The sequence below is a fragment of the Methyloversatilis sp. XJ19-13 genome, from assembly GCF_024580155.1.
Lineage (GTDB): Bacteria > Pseudomonadota > Gammaproteobacteria > Burkholderiales > Rhodocyclaceae > Methyloversatilis.
This window is the reverse complement of the sequence record NZ_JANINH010000005.1, coordinates 230,778-248,651: the sequence shown is the minus strand read 5'-3', so window position 1 is coordinate 248,651 and position 17,874 is coordinate 230,778. Positions and strand designations below refer to the sequence as shown.

15 protein-coding genes are annotated in these 17,874 nt (G+C 65.0%); 3 read left to right on the top strand and 12 right to left on the bottom strand.

Annotated features, from left to right (window positions below; all coding sequences use genetic code 11):
* Window positions 1–4 precede the first annotated feature (4 nt).
* The 3 genes from pufM to NMQ14_RS09115 all read left to right on the top strand — a co-directional run bounded on the left by pufM (window position 5) and on the right by NMQ14_RS09115 (window position 3,280).
* Complete coding sequence (gene pufM / locus NMQ14_RS09125; protein WP_257095389.1) at window positions 5–982, top strand: photosynthetic reaction center subunit M; 978 nt, start codon at window positions 5–7, stop codon at window positions 980–982.
* The gene (gene pufC / locus NMQ14_RS09120; RefSeq protein WP_257095387.1) at window positions 979–2,088 is read left to right on the top strand and encodes a photosynthetic reaction center cytochrome PufC; all 1,110 of its coding nucleotides are present in this window, start codon (window positions 979–981) and stop codon (window positions 2,086–2,088) included. The genes pufM and pufC overlap by 4 nt, the downstream gene beginning before the upstream one ends.
* 379 nt (window positions 2,089–2,467) lie before the next feature.
* A complete protein-coding gene (locus NMQ14_RS09115) occupies window positions 2,468–3,280 on the top strand; it encodes a peptidylprolyl isomerase (protein ID WP_257095386.1) in 813 nt (270 codons plus the stop codon).
* A 51-nt stretch (window positions 3,281–3,331) separates the two neighbouring features.
* Here the strand turns inward: NMQ14_RS09115 and puhE are convergent, their stop codons facing one another.
* The 12 genes from puhE to bchF all read right to left on the bottom strand — a co-directional run bounded on the left by puhE (window position 3,332) and on the right by bchF (window position 17,722).
* Entirely contained in the window at window positions 3,332–4,183 is an 852-nt protein-coding gene (gene puhE, locus NMQ14_RS09110) for a putative photosynthetic complex assembly protein PuhE (protein WP_257095385.1), read from the bottom strand.
* Window positions 4,184–4,188: 5 nt separating this feature from the next.
* Window positions 4,189–5,265, bottom strand: coding sequence for a magnesium-protoporphyrin IX monomethyl ester (oxidative) cyclase (acsF, locus tag NMQ14_RS09105; RefSeq protein ID WP_257095384.1), 1,077 nt, complete (start codon window positions 5,263–5,265; stop codon window positions 4,189–4,191).
* Complete coding sequence (gene puhC / locus NMQ14_RS09100) at window positions 5,262–5,741, bottom strand: photosynthetic complex assembly protein PuhC (protein ID WP_257095383.1); 480 nt, start codon at window positions 5,739–5,741, stop codon at window positions 5,262–5,264. Before puhC ends, acsF begins: the two co-directional genes overlap by 4 nt.
* 10 nt (window positions 5,742–5,751) lie before the next feature.
* Window positions 5,752–6,474: a photosynthetic complex putative assembly protein PuhB gene (puhB, locus tag NMQ14_RS09095; RefSeq protein ID WP_257095382.1), complete on the bottom strand. Its 723-nt coding sequence runs from the start codon at window positions 6,472–6,474 to the stop codon at window positions 5,752–5,754.
* Window positions 6,471–7,241 carry a photosynthetic reaction center subunit H gene (gene puhA / locus NMQ14_RS09090; protein WP_257095381.1) on the bottom strand — a complete coding sequence of 257 codons (771 nt, stop codon included), beginning with the start codon at window positions 7,239–7,241 and terminating at the stop codon, window positions 6,471–6,473. Before puhA ends, puhB begins: the two co-directional genes overlap by 4 nt.
* A gap of 25 nt (window positions 7,242–7,266) precedes the next feature.
* Window positions 7,267–8,715, bottom strand: coding sequence for a BCD family MFS transporter (locus NMQ14_RS09085; RefSeq protein ID WP_257095380.1), 1,449 nt, complete (start codon window positions 8,713–8,715; stop codon window positions 7,267–7,269).
* Window positions 8,712–9,410, bottom strand: a complete 699-nt coding sequence (gene bchM / locus NMQ14_RS09080) for a magnesium protoporphyrin IX methyltransferase (RefSeq protein WP_257095378.1) — start codon at window positions 9,408–9,410, stop codon at window positions 8,712–8,714. The genes NMQ14_RS09085 and bchM overlap by 4 nt, the downstream gene beginning before the upstream one ends.
* A 25-nt stretch (window positions 9,411–9,435) precedes the next feature.
* On the bottom strand, window positions 9,436–10,335 hold the full coding sequence (gene bchL, locus NMQ14_RS09075) for a ferredoxin:protochlorophyllide reductase (ATP-dependent) iron-sulfur ATP-binding protein (RefSeq protein WP_373457186.1): 900 nt from the start codon (window positions 10,333–10,335) through the stop codon (window positions 9,436–9,438).
* Between the two features lie 79 nt (window positions 10,336–10,414).
* Entirely contained in the window at window positions 10,415–14,206 is a 3,792-nt protein-coding gene (locus tag NMQ14_RS09070; protein ID WP_257095375.1) for a magnesium chelatase subunit H, read from the bottom strand.
* A gap of 78 nt (window positions 14,207–14,284) precedes the next feature.
* On the bottom strand, window positions 14,285–15,916 hold the full coding sequence (gene bchB / locus NMQ14_RS09065) for a ferredoxin:protochlorophyllide reductase (ATP-dependent) subunit B (RefSeq protein WP_257095373.1): 1,632 nt from the start codon (window positions 15,914–15,916) through the stop codon (window positions 14,285–14,287).
* 10 nt (window positions 15,917–15,926) lie between these two features.
* The gene (locus NMQ14_RS09060) at window positions 15,927–17,210 is read right to left on the bottom strand and encodes a ferredoxin:protochlorophyllide reductase (ATP-dependent) subunit N (protein WP_257095371.1); all 1,284 of its coding nucleotides are present in this window, start codon (window positions 17,208–17,210) and stop codon (window positions 15,927–15,929) included.
* Entirely contained in the window at window positions 17,207–17,722 is a 516-nt protein-coding gene (gene bchF, locus NMQ14_RS09055; RefSeq protein ID WP_257095369.1) for a 2-vinyl bacteriochlorophyllide hydratase, read from the bottom strand. Before bchF ends, NMQ14_RS09060 begins: the two co-directional genes overlap by 4 nt.
* Window positions 17,723–17,874: the final 152 nt, after the last annotated feature.

Sequence of the window (17,874 nt, the reverse complement as noted above, 5' to 3'; positions counted from 1 at the left end):
AGTCATGGCGGAATACCAGAATATTTTCACCCAGGTCCAGGTGCATGGACCCGCCTTCCCGGGCGTCTCGATCGGTCGCGACGACCGTGAGCGGATGGGCAAACCCACGGATGTGCATCTGTTCGGCAGGCTGGGCGATGCGCAACTCGGCCCGATCTATCTGGGCTGGCTGGGCATCGCATCGATCGTCTGTTTCCTGGTCGCGTTCGAGATCATCGGTCTCAACATGCTGGCGTCGGTCAACTGGAGCCCGATCGAGTTCGTGCGCCAGCTGTTCTGGCTGGGCCTCGAGCCGCCGCCGCCGGAATACGGATTGAAGTTGCCGCCGCTGAATCAGGGTGGCTGGTGGCTGATGGCCGGCTTCTTCCTGACGCTGTCGATCATGCTGTGGTGGCTGCGCATGTACCGCCGCGCCAAGGCGCTCGGCATGGGCACCCACGTGGCCTGGGCGTTCGCCGCGGCGATCTGGCTCTATCTCGTGCTCGGCTTCATCCGTCCGCTGCTGATGGGTTCCTGGTCGGAGGCGGTTCCGTTCGGCATCTTTCCGCACCTGGACTGGACGGCTGCGTTCTCGATCCGCTACGGCAATCTGTTCTACAACCCGTTCCACATGCTGTCGATCGCCTTCCTCTACGGTTCGGCGCTGCTGTTCGCCATGCACGGTGCAACCATCCTTGCGGTCAGCCGCTTCGGTGGCGAACGCGAAATCGAACAGATCGTCGATCGCGGTACGGCATCGGAACGTGCAGCATTGTTCTGGCGCTGGACGATGGGTTTCAACGCGTCGATGGAATCCATCCACCGCTGGGCCTGGTGGTTCGCAGTGCTGTGCCCGCTGACCGGCGGCATCGGCATCCTGCTCACCGGCACCGTGGTCGACAACTGGTATCTGTGGGCGGTCAAGCACCACGTCGCACCGATGTACCCGGCGGTATTCGGCACTGTTGTCGATCCCGCAATGCTGCAAGGAGCGCAACAATGATGAAGTCCTGTACAGTCATCCGCGTCGCGCTGTTGCTGGCGGCCGGCGTGCTGGTGTCGGCGTGCGAAAAGCCGCCGATCACCACCGAGCAGCATGGCTTCCGCGGCACGGCGATGGTCAAGGTCTCCAACCCTCGCATCGTCGCCGGGCAGGCCGGCATCCATGCCGTACCGGCGGCACTGCCCGCAGCGCCGCAGGAAGGGCAGAAGGCGTCCGAGGTGTATCAGAACGTCAAGGTGCTGGGCGACGTCAGCGTGGCCGAATTCACCCGCATCATGGTTGCCATGACGCAGTGGGTGGCGCCGGAGCAGGGTTGCGGCTACTGCCACAACCTGCAGAATCTGGCCGATGACTCGCTCTACACCAAGGTCGTTGCGCGGCGCATGATCCAGATGACGCAGACCATCAACAGCGACTACAAGACCCACGTCGCGGACACCGGCGTCACCTGCTACACCTGCCACCGCGGCATGCCGGTTCCGGCCAATGTGTGGTTCGCACCGGAGCCGCAGAAGCACGCGACGCGCATGGTCGGCAGCAAGGGCGGGCAGAACACCCCGGCCGAGTCGGTGGCCTATGCATCGCTGCCCTACGATCCTTTCACCCCGTATCTGAGCAAGGCCAACACGATCGCCGTGAATGCGAAGACCGCGTTGCCGAACGTGCGGGTGGGATCGATCCAGGCGACCGAAGACACCTACGCGTTGATGATGCACATGTCGGATGGCCTCGGCGTGAATTGCACTTACTGCCACAACACGCGTGCCTTCTCGTCATGGGAAACCAGTACGCCGCAGCGCGTGACGGCCTGGCACGGCATCCGGATGTCGCGTGAGCTGAACAACGCCTATATGGATCCGCTGACGCAGACCTTTCCGGTCCATCGTCTCGGCGCCCTGGGTGATGTGGCCAAGGTGAATTGCGCGACCTGCCATCAGGGTGCCTACAAGCCGCTGTACGGTGTTTCGATGCTGAAGGACTACATGGCGCTCAGCGCAGCCGGCGCGATGGCGGCGATCCCGGCAGCGGCTGCACCGGAGGCGCCTGCGTCAGAGGCGCCGGTCGAGCCGGCCGCCGAGATGCCGGCAGAGGCGGCGAAGCCGTAAGTTCGGTCGCCGGCCGCGTGCCGGTGGTCGGCAAAGATCGTCCGGCCGCTCCTGCATCACCCCCGCCGTGCCAGACGGCGTTTGCGGGGGCGGATCCGGACCCTCGCAGTACGCTTCGGGCCCTTCGGGGCCCGAAGCCGTTAACGCAGCACTGTCGCGCGTTTGCTTCACAGGTGGTGTTGCGCTGCAACAGGGGTTGTACTGCCTCAGTGTGATGACTGCGGGGGTTCGCGCCCGACCACGAACCTGAGAGAATCTGCCGCCGGGGAGCGCGGCCGGGCTGCAACCTTTCCGTTCCGCGTTCCCACTAATGCATGGCCTCGCCAGTGCCCGCAGCGCTGCGGCCAGAGCCCATACCAGAAAACAGAAGGATCCACCGATGAACCACACTTTGAGCTGTCTGGCCGCCGCAATCGCGATCGCCACAGCACTGCCCGCTTCGGCGCAGGAAGCGGCCGCAACTGCCCCTGCATTCACCGACAAGGTCGCCAGGGTTAACGGCGTTCAGATACCGTCGGAACTTGGCAACGTATTCATCAAGGAGCAGGTGGCTCAGGGCGCGCTCGACAGCCCGGACCTGCGTTCGCGCGTGCGCGATCACCTGGTGCGTCGCGAGGTGCTGCTGCAGGCAGCTCGCGAAGGCAAGGTGGACAAGGATCCTGCGCTGCTGCAGCGCATCGAGTACGCGCGCGACGAGATGGTGATCAACGCCTACCTCGACGGCTGGTCAAAGGATCATCCGGTCACCGACGCGCAGATCACGGCCGAGTACGACCGCGCCGCGGCCAAGATGGGTACCGGTACGGAATACAAGGCGCGGCACATCCTGGTCGATCAGGAAGGTGCGGCAAAATCCATCATCGACAACCTGAACAGCGGCATCGACTTCGGTACGTTGGTGGTGTATTCGAAGGACACCGGCAGCCAGGAACGGGGCGGCGATCTCGGCTGGGCCGATCCGGCGACCTACGTCAAGGAATTCAGTGACGCGATGACGAAGCTGGAAAAGGGCAAGTACACGACCGAGCCCGTGAAGACGCAGTATGGCTTTCACGTCATTCTGCTCGATGACGTGCGCAAGAAGGGCCCGCCGCCGCTCGAACAGGTGAAGGAGCGCATGGTCCAGCACCTGCAGCAGCAGGCCGTGCAGGAGCACGTCACCACATTGCTGGGCAAGGCAAAGGTCGAGTAAGGAACCGGGCGCACCGGTCGGGCCGTGCCCGAGCGGTTGCCCGCAGGCGGATCAGGGTTTGGCGGCTTCGGCGGTGACGATGCGGTGCGTGTGCACCGGCTTCGAACAATCATGAACCCGCATCACGGCCGGAGCGGATTTGATTTCACGTGATTTCAGGCCCCATTTCCACAGCGCATTGAACGGTAGCGGCAGCACCATGAACCAGTGCTCGATGACCGCCAGTCCGGACATCGTCGCCAGCAGCGTGAAACCGACGGTTGTCGCCTCGCTGTTGCCGGCAGCGCCGATCTGCTGCATCAGCAGCACGGTCACGATGGTTCCGGCCGTCACCGAGAACGGAAACAGCAGGTTCATGCGCCGGCGCCGGAAGAAGCTCTTCAGATAGGTCAGGTGCGGCGGCAGGAACTCCTCGCTGAAATTCCGCACACCGAAATGAAGGTTCAGTTTTGCACTGAGCCGCATCCCCCACAGCAGCATGAAGGTCCAGGTGCCGGTCTGGTTCGGATCGCCCCAGGTGATCGCGGCGATGGCGATGGCGGCAACCAGTATCGACAGTTCGTGATGGATGATCGCTTCCGTGGCGTGCCAGAAATGTGCCGGTCCGCCGCAGCCTTCCGGGCATCCCTGCTTGCGCGGGCCGGTGATGAAGCCCATCAGGAAGGTCATTTCCAGCCAGCCCCATACGATGAGCGCACTGGTGAAGCTGCAGTAGGCCATCGCGACCGATGTTTCGGCCGCGCTGTGGTTCAGCGCGAACAATGCCGCCACCATCAGCACGCTGGCCGCCAGCAGGCTGTGGCGGAAGGTGCGTCGCGGCAGACCGTCCAGATAGAGGATGGCGCCAGTGGCAAACCACCACAGGCCGAGTGCAAACAGCGCCGGCGTCATCCAGTCGCTCATCGGCATCACCAGGCCGGTTGCATGCGCACGGACTGGGGAATGTCGTTGCGCTTGACCGGATGCAGGTAGAGCCGGGCAAAGGTGCCGAATGCGGCCACCGCGCAGGCGCCGCGCTTGACCAGACCGATGACGCCGCCCTGTGCCTTGGCGCGCTCGTTCGCCTGTGCCAGCGCGAACAGGCGCTCGAAGCCGGCACGGAACACCGCACTGTCGGTGTCCAGCGTCAGCGGATAGACCTGCTTGGAAATTTCCGACGTGATGCGGAATACTTCGTAATCGTAGTTGTCGGCATCCAGACCCATGGCCTGGTGCAGTTGCGGACGCATGTGATCGCGTACGTACATCGTGGCATACACGGCGAGCAGGAAGAACCTGACCCATAGCAGATTGCCGCCGCGCAGCAGGTGCGGATTGGCGCGCATGATCAGCGCAAACGATTCGCCGTGGCGGAATTCGTCGTTGCACCAGCGCTCGAACCACCGGAAGATCGGGTGGAAGCGCAACTCCGGGTGACGTTCCAGCTGGCGGTAGATCGTGATGTAACGGGCATAGCCGATCTTCTCCGACAGATAGGTCGCGTAGAAGATGTATTTCGGCTTGAAGTAGGTGTACTTCTTCGTGCGCTTCAGGCCACCCAGATCGACACCCAGACCGTAATCCTTCAGCGACATGTTCAGGAAGTTGGCATGCCGGGCCTCATCGCGCGCCATGTACGACATCAATTCCTTGATGTCCGGATTTTCGATGTTCTTCTTGATTTCGTTGTACAGCACGCAGCCGGAGAACTCCGACGTGATCGAGCTGATCAGGAAATCCATGAACTCCTGGTGCAGCTCCGGCGGCAGCTGCCTGATCTGCTCTCCGAAGTCTTCCGTTCGCTGGAAGTGATCGTGATTGTTGTCGCCTTCGTACTCGGCCATCATCACGTCCCATTCCGCGCGAACCGGGCTGACGTCGATGCGTTCCATTGCCGCGAAGTCCGTCGTGTAGAAGCGCGGGCTGAGCATCGTGCTCACGCGCGCCTTGGCGGTCGATTCCTCGGATACGGCAGCCGCGGCTGCGGTGTGGGTGGCGGTAGTCATTGCGGTGCTCCTGAGGCGTGCATTTCGGGCGACCGGGCAACGTCGAGCAGCTTGACGAAAGCGCCGGCATTGGTCGGACCGAACGAATCGAGGTCGACGCGGCGGCTGGTGGCGGGATCGATCAGGGTCAGTCGGCCATCGGCTCGCCCGACCAGCTGGAAGGCCACCTCTGCACCGATGCCCTGACGCTTGCGCTCGCGTGCGAGCCCGCGCAGCGTGCCGCGGATGAAGCCCTGCTCACCGACGATCGATTCGAGCTCAATGCCGCTTCGGGCATCGATGACGGCGATGCTGCCGTCGGGTCTGTCCTCGAAGCGCAGATCGCGTGTTGCCACGGCGGCGGCATCGGGTACGCTGATGTTCATGCCCGACAGCCTGACCGTGGTGACTGCCAGCAGCACGACCAGCAGCATGGCGCCGATGGCAATGAGCGGGCCGCGTGACAGCGGGTGATGCGAGACAACGTGAGCTTCCATGGTCCTGACCTCAGTCGATCGCGAGTTGCGGGGTGTTGCCGCTCAGGCTGCGAGCAGGCTGCGTCGCTTCGCTGCTCGCGGCTTGTACTGGCGACGCGGCCAATACCGCTGAGGCTGCAACTTCGCCGGCAGCGGCCATCCATGCCGTTTGCAGAACCTGCGCCACATGGGCGGCGTCCGGTATGCAGCACAGCATGGGTTCCGGCTTCGTCACGCGCCACGGGCGGGCATGCGGCCACAGGTGCAGCACCGCGATGCGTTCGCTGCCGCCCAGCGTCAGCGGGATGTTGCCGTGACCGTCCTTGTGCAGCTTGAGGCCGGCCGATTCGATGCGTCGCAGCGGCAGGTTGAACGTGAGGCTGAGAACGATGCCCACGCGCATCACGACGCGCTTGTCGGTGATCGTATAGACCGTGGTGCGCGCCGACAGCCAGGCCAGCAGGGCCAGCGAACCGAGCGCGAACACCACCAGCGGCAGCAGCATGACGACGGCCATGGCGGCATCGCCGATGCTGCCTTCACCGGACAGGATGAAGCCGGCGCGCAGGATCAGGATGGCGGTGAAGTAGCCGGTGAGCGCCGGCAGATGGAAGCGCTCGCGCGCCATGCGCTTCCAGTCAGGTGCGCCCTGCCACAGCACGCGTTCATCCTGCGGAAGCCGTTCCGGCAGCCCGAGCTGAGGTTCGAACTCGTGTTCGTGCCCGGTGTTGGGCACGGCCTTGAGCGTGCTCACAGCCAGGGCTCCTTGCGGCTGGCTTCGGCGTAAAGCGTGCCGCCGCCGTAGTACGCCATGACCTTTTCTTCCTCGAGGAAGGTGATCTGATCCGCCGATGCAAGACTGGGCACGCTGGAGAACTGGTGGCCCAGGATGGACGCCACCTTGACCTGGCGGGCGCCGATGCGGCTGAAGTTCATCGGCAGCATCACGCGGCGCGTACCTCCTCCGACCGGCACGTCAAGTTCGAGGTAGCGGAACATCGCTTCCGAGCGGTCGACCCACAGGTCGCGCACCACGCCGCCCACCTTGCCGTCGGCACCGACCACCGGGAGGCCGCGCGGATCGGTGTCCTGATGCGCGACGCCGTAGGCGGTGTCGGCACGCAGCGGTACGATGCGCAGGCGACCGTCATAGGTCACGTCCGGAATGTCGGCCCGGTCTGCATAGGCACCCGGCCCGACGCCATCGAGCATCGGATTGCCGGTCGGATTCAGCGGCGCACCCGGGAACCTGGCACTCGGAACCGCCTTCAGCGTCTGCGGTGACACAGCGAAGTTCGGGGCGGTGACGGTACGGCCATCCTGCAGCTTGTAGGTCTTCGGATCCGGAATCGCCGGGAAGCCCTGGACCTTGATGCTGCCCGAACGATCGGATTCCAGCGGGTAGCCTTCCCGCTTGCTCTCCTGGTGCAGGTAGTAAATCAGGCCGGCGAAAAAGGCCCAGAACATGTAGAGCGTGATCTGCGCGACGTCGATGTATGCAGTGATGGCACCAGTACCCATTTTGATCTCCCTCTTGGAATGACGATTAGCCGGGAAACTCGGCCAGTCCGAACTTCGTGCTGCGTGGTGTGGATGAATGATGCGCAGAGCGGACCAGAGGGCCGATCGCGATCAGGCTTGCGAACAACATGTAAATCTCGCAGTGGTAAACGAAGCTGTAGCCGATCGCCGGACTGCTCAGCGCCGAACCGAGCGCGCCCGACGTGGCCAGTCCCGACACGACGTCGCGCAGTGCGCCGCCCAGTGCAATCGCCAGACCGGTGCTGGTGGCATGTACCGCACCCCAGGCGCCAAGTGCGAGGCCGTTGAGGCCGCCGCTTTCCAGTCCCATCGCGGCCGTCAGCGTACCGACCGAGAACAGCCCGCCGCCGAAGCCGATCAGCGCCACGCCGACGCGGAACAGCGGCACCGAATGCAGCGGTTCGGCGAACACGACGGCCGAAAAGGCGATGATGCCGGTCAGCGCGCCAAGTGCCGCCAGCCGGTAGGGGTCGAAGCCGCGCGCCAGCACGCGTGCGGCCAGTGCGAAGGCGGCGATCGCGCCGAGCGCCATCATGGCGGTCAGCGACGTGGTGGCGCCGACGCCCATGCCGAGGATTTCGCCGCCGTAGGGTTCGAGAATGATGTCCTGCATGCTGAAGGCCGCGCTGCCCAGACCGACCGCACACAGGTAACGGGTGGCGCGGGCGTGCTGCGAAAAGCTGCGCCAGACGTCGCGGAACGGCAGCCGCGGCGCCTGCTGCGCCTGCGTGCGCATGCCGCGCGGTTCCTGCTTCCACAGCGCGATGACGTTCAGCACCATCGTGAGCATGGCCGAGCCCTGAACCACCTGGATCAGTTTCAGCTGCGTGAAGTCGGCCAGCAACAGGCCGAACACGATGCCGCTGACCACCATGCCGACCAGCAGCATCAGGTACATCATCGCGACCACCCGCGGCCGGTTCGCCGGCGCAGCGAGGTCGGTGGCCAGCGCGAGGCCGGCGGTCTGCGCGGTCTGCATGCCGGCACCGACCATCAGGAAGGCCAGTGCGGCGCCCGCCTGTCCGATCCACGCCGGACCCTGGGTGTCGCCGGACAGCAGGATGAGCGAGAACGGCATGATGGCCAGGCCGCCGAACTGGATCAGCGATCCCATCCAGATATAGGGCACGCGCTTCCAGCCCAGCACCGAACGGTGCGTGTCCGAGCGGTAGCCGATCAGCGCACGGAAGGGCGCGAACAGCAGCGGCAGCGCCACCATCAGCGCAACCAGCCAGGCGGCCATGCCCATCTCGACGATCATCACGCGGTTCAATGTGCCGATCAGCAGCACCGTCGCCATGCCGACCGACACCTGGAACAGCGACAGACGCAGCAGACGCCCGAGCGGCAACTCCGCCGTCGCGACATCGGCGAACGGCAGGAAGCGCGTGCCCACGCCCGTCCACAGCTTTGCAGCGCGGTCGTTGAGCGAGCGGGCGGACAGCGTTTTCATCTGCGGCACAGCTCCAGTGCCTTCGACTTGTAGAAGCCGCTCGACACATGCCGGGAACGACCGATGGCCATGCAGTCGAGTGCAGGCTCTTCGTCGATCAGCCGGTGCAGCAGGGTTTCGCGTACCGGTTCGATCGACGGCGCGCGATCTCCGCGCGGGAAGAACTTGCCGATGAAGCGCATCGCTTCGAGCGCATGCGTGCTCGGCGGGAAGGTGAACTGGATCGAATGTTCGGTACGCGCGGCAAGCCCCGACAGCACGCGCACGGCGTCGTCGGCCCGGTAGTGGATCAGCGAATCCATGGCGACCACGTGGTCGAACCAGCCCAGCGCGGGATCCAGCATGTCGCCCGAACGGAAGTCGATCTCGCCGCCGTTCAGGTCTTCCGGCATGCGTTCGCGCGCCAGCTGCACCAGCGTGGGCGACAGGTCGATGGCCACCACGTGTGCGCCGCGCCGTGCCGCCTCGACCGCCAGCGCACCGGTGCCGCAACCGGCGTCCAGCACCTTGCGGCCACGCAGGTCCTGCGGCAGCCAGTCGAGCAGCGTTGCGCGCATGCGGTCGCGCCCGGCGCGCACCGTGGCGCGCACGCGGCCCACCGGTGCGTCGGAGGTCAGGCGCTTCCAGGCGTCGACCGCGGTGCGGTCGAAGTAGGTCTGGATCTGGCCGCGGCGATCTATGTAAGAGCTGTTCATGGTGTCATCGGTCCCGTTCGAGAACTCAGTCAAAACCGAGCAGATCGAAAATGTCGCGGTCCTTCATCGGCTCGGCGATCAGCGGATCGGTGCCGGCCCACAGCGAAGCAGCCAGCCGCATGTACTCCTGCTGCACTTCGAGCACTTCCGGGCTGTCGTCCATTTCGAACAGCGTCGATTTCTTCAGGCGACTGCGGCGGATCACGTCCAGGTCGCGGAACTGCGCCATGGTTTTCAGGCCGACCCGTTCGTTGAAGCGGTCGATCTGGTCGGTGGCCGCACTGCGGTTCGCGATCACGCCGCCGAGACGCACCTTGTAGTTCTTCGATTTGGCCTGGATGGCGGCGACGATGCGGTTCATCGCGAAGATGGAGTCGAAGTCGTTCGCGGTGACGATGAGTGCGCGATCGGCATGCTGCAGCGGGGCGGCGAAACCGCCGCATACCACGTCGCCCAGCACGTCGAAGATGACCACATCGGTGTCTTCGAGCAGGTGATGTTCCTTCAGCAGCTTGACCGTCTGGCCGACCACGTAACCGCCGCAGCCGGTGCCCGCCGGCGGGCCACCTGCCTCGACGCACATCACGCCGTTGTAGCCGGGGAAAACGAAGTCCTCGGTGCGCAGTTCTTCCGAATGGAAATCGACTGTTTCGAGAATGTCGATCACCGTCGGGACAAGGCACTTGGTCAATGTGAAGGTCGAGTCGTGCTTCGGGTCGCAGCCGATTTGCAGCACGCGCTTGCCGAGTTTGGAAAAGGCGACCGACAGATTGGACGACGTCGTGCTCTTGCCGATGCCGCCCTTGCCATACACCGCGAAAACCTTTGCGGTACCGAGCTTCAGCGAAGGGTCGAGGTGGACCTGCACGCTGCCCTCTCCGTCATTGCGCGACGAGCCCGGGTTGCGCGTTTTCAGCGCCGACAGCGGGACGTGGGTGGTGGTGACTGTGTTCACTCTGAGACCTCGGGTGTGTCCGCACGGGCGGACGGGGGGGTAGGGGTTTTCATGCGCTGACGGGCTGGAATACGCCCTCCAGACGGTCTTCCAGTTCTTCGCCAGCGGCCCGCAGTTTGGCCAGCATGGCCGCGTCGGGTTGCCAGTAATCGCGGTCGTGCGCTTCGATCAGGCGGTTTGCGAGTTTGGCGGCGGCGGTCGGATTCAGGCTGGCGAGCCGGTTGCGCATGCCGTCGTCGAGCACGAAGGTCTGTGTCAGTTGCTGATAGACCCACGGGGCAACCTGACCCGTCGTGGCCGACCAGCCCATCGTGTTGGTGATGTGGGTTTCGATCTGGCGCACGCCTTCGTAGCCGTGCGCGAGCATGCCCTCGTACCACTTCGGGTTGAGCATGCGGGTGCGTGTTTCCAGCGCCACCTGCTCCTGCAGCGAGCGCACGGCGCCGTCGCCCTTGGTCTGGTCGCCGATGTAGACCGGCGGCGTATGGCCGTTGCGCGCCACCTTGACCGCCTGCGTGATGCCGCCCAGCGTGTCGAAGTAATTGTCGACCGTGGTGACGCCAAGTTCGACCGAGTCGAGGTTCTGGTAGGTCAGCTGCACATTGGCGAGCGCGCTCTGCAGCAATGCGGTCTGCTGCGACGCGCGGCCGGTGCGGCCATAGGCGAAGCCCTTGCGGCGGGTGTAGGTTTCGGCGATCTCGTCTTCGTCCGACCAGCGGCTGCTTTCCACCAGGTTGTTCACGTTCGAGCCGTAGGCGCCTTCCGCATTGCCATAGACGCGCAGTGCGGCGATCTCCAGCGTGCAGCCGTGTTCCTGCTGATACGCCAGCGCGTGACGGCGGATCCAGTTCATCTCCAGCGGTTCGTCGGCGGCGGCGGCGAGCCATGCCGCTTCGGCCAGCAGCTTGATCTGCAGCGGCATCAGGTCGCGGAAGATGCCGGACAGCGTGATCACCACATCGACGCGCGGGCGGCCCAGATCTTCCAGCGGGATCAGCGTGGCACCGGCGATGCGGCCGTAGCTGTCGAAACGCGGCAGCGCACCCATCAGGGCGAGCGCCTGGGCGATCGGCGCACCTTCGTTCTTCAGGTTGTCGCTGCCCCACATGACCATGGCGATCGATTCCGGCAGCGGGAAACCGTCTTCGGTGTAGCGGTCGAGCAGGCGCTGTGCCTGCGCAGCACCGTCCTTCACCGCAAACGCACTCGGAATGCGGAACGGGTCGAAGCCGTGAATGTTGCGGCCGGTCGGCAGCACCGCCGGCGTGCGCAGGATGTCGCCGCCCGGTGCCGGGCGGATGTAGCGCCCGTCGAGCGCCTGCAGCATCGCGGCCACTTCGGTGTCTTCGGCCAGCTTGCCGTTGATGTCGACCAGTTCGTTGAACAGTTCGACCGTGCTGTCGTCGCGCGGCAGCCCGGACAGCTTGAGTACCCGGTCGATGCTCAGGCCGGCCACCAGTGCCTCGATCGCAGTGCGTTCCAGCTGCTGTCCGTGCGAGGCATCGGCCATCGACAGCAGCATGTCGACGCGTTCCGCTTCCGACGGTGCGCGCCCGGCCACGTGAAGGCCGTGCGGGATGAGCGTGTATTCCAGCTCGAGCATCTGCTCGGCCAGCTTCATCACGCGGGCGTCGGTATCGCCGGCCGGCGAAATGTCCCACAGCGGCTCGGCGGCGGTGAGGTCAAGTGCGGCGGCCTGCGCCTGCAGCACGACCGCGAGGTCGGCGCGCTCCGGCGATGCCGGTTCCATCGTGCGCCAGCGCTCGATGGACGTCTTCAGTTCGTTCAGGTCCTTGTACAGACCGGCCTGCGCAATCGGCGGTGTGAGGTAGCTGATCAGCGTGGCGCCGCAGCGGCGCTTGGCGATCGCGCCTTCCGACGGGTTGTTGGAGGCGTAAAGGTAGACGTTCGGCATGTCGCCGATCAGGCGATCCGGCCAGCAGTTGCCGCCCATGCCGCTCTGCTTGCCCGGCATGAATTCGAGTGCGCCGTGGGTGCCGAAGTGCAGCACGGCGTGCGCCTTGTAGTCTTCGCGCAGGTAGCGGTAGAAGGCGGAGAAGGCGTGCGTCGGTGACAGCCCCTTTTCGAACAGCAGCCGCATCGGGTCACCTTCGTAACCGAAAGCCGGCTGCACCGCGATCAGGATGTTGCCGAACTGCTTGCCGAGCACCAGGATGGAACTGCCGTTGCTCAGCTGCTTGCCGGGCGCGGGGCCCCACTGCGCCTCGATTTCCTTCAGCCACGGTTCGCGCCGCACGTGGTCTTCTGCGCTGATGAGCGCATGCACGTTGGCGTCTGCACCGTACTTCGATGCGTTGCCGAACAGCACGCCATCACGCAGCGCATCGATGCTCTCGGGCAGGTCGACCTGGTAGCCCTGCTGCTTCATCGCCGTCAGGGTGTGGAACATCGACTCGAACACCGACAGATAGGCGGCGGTGCCGACACTGCCCGCATTCGGCGGGAAGTTGAAAATGACGATGGCGACCTTGCGGTGGGCGCGTTCGCTGCGCTTGAGCGCCACCAGCTTGTCGACCCGCGCGGCCAGTGTCTGCGCGCGCTCGGGGCAGCTGTGCATGTCCTGCTTGTTGTCCGCCGCGGTGAAGGTGCAGGCGTGATGGCATCCGGTGCAGGTGACGCCGGGCGCACCCGGGCGGCCGCCGAACACCATCGGGCTGGTCGCGCCGTCGAGTTCCGGGATGGCGACCATGATGGTGCTTTCGACCGGCAGCAGGCCGCGATCCGACTCGCCCCACTGATCGAGTGTCTGGAATTCGACCGGGTGCGCCGCGACGTATGGCACATCGAGCTGCGCCAGGATTTCCTCGGCCGCCTTGGCATCGTTGTAGGCGGGACCGCCGACCAGCGAAAAGCCGGTCAGCGACACGACCGCGTCGACGATGCTGTGGCCGTCCTTCAGGAAGAACTGATCGATGGCCGGGCGCGAGTCGAGTCCGGCGGCGAAGGCCGGTACGACGCGCAGGCCACGCGCCTCGAGCGCGGCGATCACGCCGTCGTAGTGACCGGCATTGCCCGACAGCAGGTAGGAGCGCAGCACGAGCACGCCGACCGTGCCGCGCAGGTCGCGACCGATCGGGTCTGGCAGCGCGGACGCTTCGTAGGCAAAGCGACCCGGCATGCGCGGGTGGTACACACCGACTTCCGGGTACTCGATCGGCGGCTGCACCTTGATCTTGCCGCGCAGTTCCTTGCGCGGGCCATCGGCACCGCGGTCGACGACGTGGCGCAACAGGTTCAGCACGTTCTCGTCCGAGCCGCCGAGCCAGTACTGAAGCGTCACGAAGTAGGCGCGCACATCCTGTGCGGTGCCGGGAATGAAGCGCAGCATCTGCGGTATGCGGCGCAGCGTCTTCATCTGGGCCGCACCGCCGGTGGCGGTCTTGCTCTTGTTGCCACGCAGGCGCTTGAGCAGCGCCATCGGGCCGCTGGCCGGCTTGTCCATGTCGAACTGGCCGAGGCGGGTCAGCTTCACGACTTCGCTGGCCGATGCCATGCAGATCATGGCATCGCAGTTGTCGCGACGTGCACGCAGGTCGTCGAGGATGGGCAGGAAGTGGTCTTCCAGGAACAGCATGCCGCAGACGATGATGTCTGCGCTGGCGATGTCTGCCCTGACGCGGGCGATCGCCGATTCGTTGCCGGCATACTCCGACGCGGCGTGCAGGCTCACGGTCAGACCCGGGAATTCGCGCGACAGACGCGGCCGGGCACGTTCGACCGCGCTCGCAAGGTGGGTGTCCATCGTGACGATCACGATGCTGATGGGCTGATGGGTGACCGCCGAAGCCGCGCTCGTATCGACGGCACGCTTTCTCAGCATCGACGGAAGTCCGATGGAGGTCATGCTTCGATCACCCTGTCGTGACGTGCGGCGAGCACGGATTCGGCGGACACGGATTCAGCGTCCATAGTGAGCTTTGGCATCGTAGAGCGTCTCCACCGTGATCGTTGCCAGCCCGTGTTCGCGTGCAAAGGCTTCGGTATTGCGCTTTGCCTTGCCTCGCACGAAGAACGGAATCTTCTTCAGTTCGCGCTCGCCGTCTTCGCTCCAGGTCGGCTCGCCTGCGGCAATGACGGGTTCGGGTGTCGCGACGGCGGTCGCCACCGGTTCGGCGGCGGCGACGGGTGCTGCAGCGGGCCGTGCATCGCGCGCGACAGCCGGCAGATGGGACGCCGCTGCGTCATCGTGGAATTCGAAGTCATCGCGGAACATCTGCAGCAGATGCTCTTCAAGACCCATCACCAGCGGATGGACCCAGGTATCGAAAATGACGTTGGCGCCTTCGAAACCGTACACCGGGCTGTAGCGCGCCGGCACGTCCTGCACATGGATCGGGATCGAAATCACCGCGCACGCCACGCCGAGGCGTTTTGCGATGTGACGTTCCATCTGGGTGCCGAGCACCAGCTCCGGCGCTGCGGCACCGATGGCTTGTTCCACTTCCAGGTAGTCGTCGCTGATCAGCGCTTCGACATCGTAGAGCTTCGCGGCATCGCGCACGTCGCGCGCGAATTCGCGGCTGTAGGTGCCCAGGCCGACGACGGTGAAACCCATTTCTTCCTTGGCGATGCGTGCGGCGGCGATGGCGTGTGTCGCGTCACCGAAGATGAACACGCGCTTGCCGGTGAGGTAGGTCGAATCGACCGAGCGTGCATACCAGGGCATGCGCGACAGCGAGGACGAAAAGCCCGCAACGCCCGGCTGTTCGGAAGCCAGCAAGGCCGACGCATCGATGCCTGCCAGCTGTGCGACTTCGGCGATGAAGTCGCGCGTGGCGCCGACACCCATCGGAATGACGCGGGTGGCCGGCATGCCGAAGTTGCGCTGCAGCCACGAAGCCGTGGTGCGCGACACTTCGGGGTAGAGGTCGATGTTGAAGTCTGCCTCGGGCAGGCGGCGGATATCGTCCGGCGATGCACCGAGCGGCGCGATCACATTGACGTCTATGCCCAGCAGGTCGAGCAGCCGGCGGATTTCCTGCACGTCGTCGCGGCAGCGGAAGCCGAGCACCGTCGGGCCGAGCAGGTTGGCGCGCGGGCGGCGACCTTCGGCGCCTGCCGGACGCGGCGTACCCGGCGGCGGCACCTGATCGGCGAGCAGCGCGCGCACCACGTGATAGAAGGTTTCGGCTGCGCCCCAGTTCTCCTTCTTCGAGTAGGAAGGCAGTTCGAGCGGGATGACCGGGATCGGCAGGTTCATGCCGCAGGCCAGCGAGCCGGACTGATCCTGGATCAGTTCGGCGGTGCAGGACTCGCCGACCAGCAGCGCCTTCGGCTTGAAGCGTTCGTACGCTTCGGCCACGGCGGTCTTGACCAGATCGGCGGTACTGCCGCCCAGGTCACGTGCCTGGAAAGTGGTGTAGGTCACCGGCGGGCGGCGGTCCTGACGCTCGATCATCGTGAACAGCAGGTCGGCGTAAGTGTCGCCCTGCGGGGCGTGCAGCACGTAATGCACGTCGCGCATCGAGGTGGCAATCCGCATGGCGCCCACGTGAGGCGGTCCTTCGTAGGTCCACAAGGTCAGTTGCATCGGTTGCTCCTCAGACCGCCAGCCGTTCGCGGCGAGCGAGCGGGCGTACAAACAGTTCGGCAAGATCGGCGGCCTGGTCGTAGCCGTGAATCGGCGAGAAAACCAGTTCGATCGACCATTTCGTCGCCAGGCCTTCGGCTTCCAGCGGATTGGCGAGGCCCAGGCCGCACACCGTCAGGTCGGGGCGGGCGGCGCGCACACGGTCGAGCTGGCGTTCCAGGTGCTGGCCTTCGCTGAGCACGACGTCCGGCGGCAGCAGGGCCAGTTCCTCGCTGACCATCTGGCGGTCGAGATAAGGCGTGCCGACCTCGACCAGTGCCATGCCCATTTCGCGATTCAGGAAGCGCGCGAGCGGAATTTCGAGTTGTGAATCCGGCAGCATGAACAGGCGCTTGCCGGCCAGCTGGGTGCGGTAGCGTTCGAGCGCTGCACGGGCGCGTTTGATCAGCGGTGCAGTGACGGCATCGAACTGTGCGTCGGGCGTCTGCCAGGCGCGGGCGGCGGCGCGCAGCCATGCCGTCGTGCCTTCGACGCCGAACGGGTAGGGTGCAGCCAGCACGTTGGCGCCGCGCGCAGTGAGCGCGCGTACCGTTTCGCCATTGAAAGGCTGGGCCAGCAGCAACTGCGTGTTCAGGCCGATCGACGGCACATCCTCGGCGCGCCGGCCCGGGAAGAAATTCACCGGACCGATGCCCAGCTGTTCGAACTGCCGGCGGAACTGGTCTTCCACCACGTCCGGCAGGCAACCGACGACCAGCAACTGGCGGGCATCGGTCTGCGGCATGATCGGCACGAAGGCCTTGAGCGCGTTGTCTTCGCCCTGCGTGAAGGTGGTTTCGATGCCGGAACCTGAGTAGCTGAGAACGCGCACCCGCGGCAGCAGCCGCTCGTTCAGGCGTTCCGCTGCGCGGGCCAGATCAAGCTTGATGACTTCCGACGGGCAGGAGCCGACCAGGAACAGCGCCTTGATTTCCGGCCGGCGTTCCAGCAGCGAAATGCACACCCGGTCGAGTTCGTCGTTCGCGTCGGCGATGCCGGCGAGGTCCCGGTCGGTCAGGATGGCTGTGCCGAAGCGGGGTTCGGCGAAAATCATCACGCCGGCGGCCGATTGCACCAGATGCGCACAGGTGCGCGAACCGACGACGAGGAAAAAGGCGTCCTGCAACTTGCGGTGCAGCCACACGATGCCGGTCAGCCCGCAGAACACCTCGCGCTGACCGCGTTCGCGCAGCACCGGCAGGTCGCTGCCGGTCCGCTGGCTGAGTACGACCGGAATATCCTGGAGGTTGCTCATTTGCACGGCACCAGCTGGTCATCGCCGAAGGCCGTGGCGGCGGACTGCTGCAAACGGGCAGCGCGCAGTTTCAGGATGAACTGGCCGGCGTTGATGACGTAAGTGAAATAGGCGGCGAGGGCGAGCCACATCAGGCTGTTCGCGCCAAGGCTGTCTGTCGCCAGCGCGATCAGGTACCAGGTATGCAGTGCAAGGACGGCGAAGCTGAATACGTCTTCCCAGAAAAAAGGACGGGCGAACAGCCAGACGCCGAACACTTCTTTTTCCCAGATCGATCCGGTGACCATGATTGTGTAGAGCAGCACCGTCTTGATCACCACGGAAACCGTGGCGGCCTGCAGCCCCTCGCCGGTCGTCAGGAAGCGCAGCACCAGCACCAGGCTGATCAGGAAGGCGATGAACTGCACGGGCGCCAGCACGCCCTGGAGCATGGTCCAGGGCGATGCATCGCGGCGGCGGCGTTCTTCTGCCGTGTAAAGCGGAGGCTGCGGTCTGGCCTGCTGCGGGTGCATCGGTGACGTCTCCTTGATCTTTCTTCTTTGACGAAAATCTAGACGTCTGGAGACGGAGTGTCAATATAAATTGACGTACATCATGGTTGACACGCGAAGAGCCCTGCAGCTAAGTTGTCATAACGCGAGATGGATGGTCGCCGCAAAGCGTT

Excerpts from the sequence above, each read along its gene's own strand:
- pufM (WP_257095389.1), top strand. The coding sequence starts at position 5 with ATGGCGGAATACCAGAATATTTTCACCCAGGTCCAGGTGCATGGACCC.
- pufC (WP_257095387.1), top strand. The coding sequence starts at position 979 with ATGATGAAGTCCTGTACAGTCATCCGCGTCGCGCTGTTGCTGGCGGCC.
- NMQ14_RS09115 (WP_257095386.1), top strand. The coding sequence starts at position 2,468 with ATGAACCACACTTTGAGCTGTCTGGCCGCCGCAATCGCGATCGCCACA.
- puhE (WP_257095385.1), bottom strand. The coding sequence starts at position 4,183 with ATGAGCGACTGGATGACGCCGGCGCTGTTTGCACTCGGCCTGTGGTGG.
- acsF (WP_257095384.1), bottom strand. The coding sequence starts at position 5,265 with ATGACTACCGCCACCCACACCGCAGCCGCGGCTGCCGTATCCGAGGAA.
- puhC (WP_257095383.1), bottom strand. The coding sequence starts at position 5,741 with ATGGAAGCTCACGTTGTCTCGCATCACCCGCTGTCACGCGGCCCGCTC.
- puhA (WP_257095381.1), bottom strand. The coding sequence starts at position 7,241 with ATGGGTACTGGTGCCATCACTGCATACATCGACGTCGCGCAGATCACG.
- NMQ14_RS09085 (WP_257095380.1), bottom strand. The coding sequence starts at position 8,715 with ATGAAAACGCTGTCCGCCCGCTCGCTCAACGACCGCGCTGCAAAGCTG.
- bchM (WP_257095378.1), bottom strand. The coding sequence starts at position 9,410 with ATGAACAGCTCTTACATAGATCGCCGCGGCCAGATCCAGACCTACTTC.
- NMQ14_RS09070 (WP_257095375.1), bottom strand. The coding sequence starts at position 14,206 with ATGCTGAGAAAGCGTGCCGTCGATACGAGCGCGGCTTCGGCGGTCACC.
- bchB (WP_257095373.1), bottom strand. The coding sequence starts at position 15,916 with ATGCAACTGACCTTGTGGACCTACGAAGGACCGCCTCACGTGGGCGCC.
- NMQ14_RS09060 (WP_257095371.1), bottom strand. The coding sequence starts at position 17,210 with ATGAGCAACCTCCAGGATATTCCGGTCGTACTCAGCCAGCGGACCGGC.
- bchF (WP_257095369.1), bottom strand. The coding sequence starts at position 17,722 with ATGCACCCGCAGCAGGCCAGACCGCAGCCTCCGCTTTACACGGCAGAA.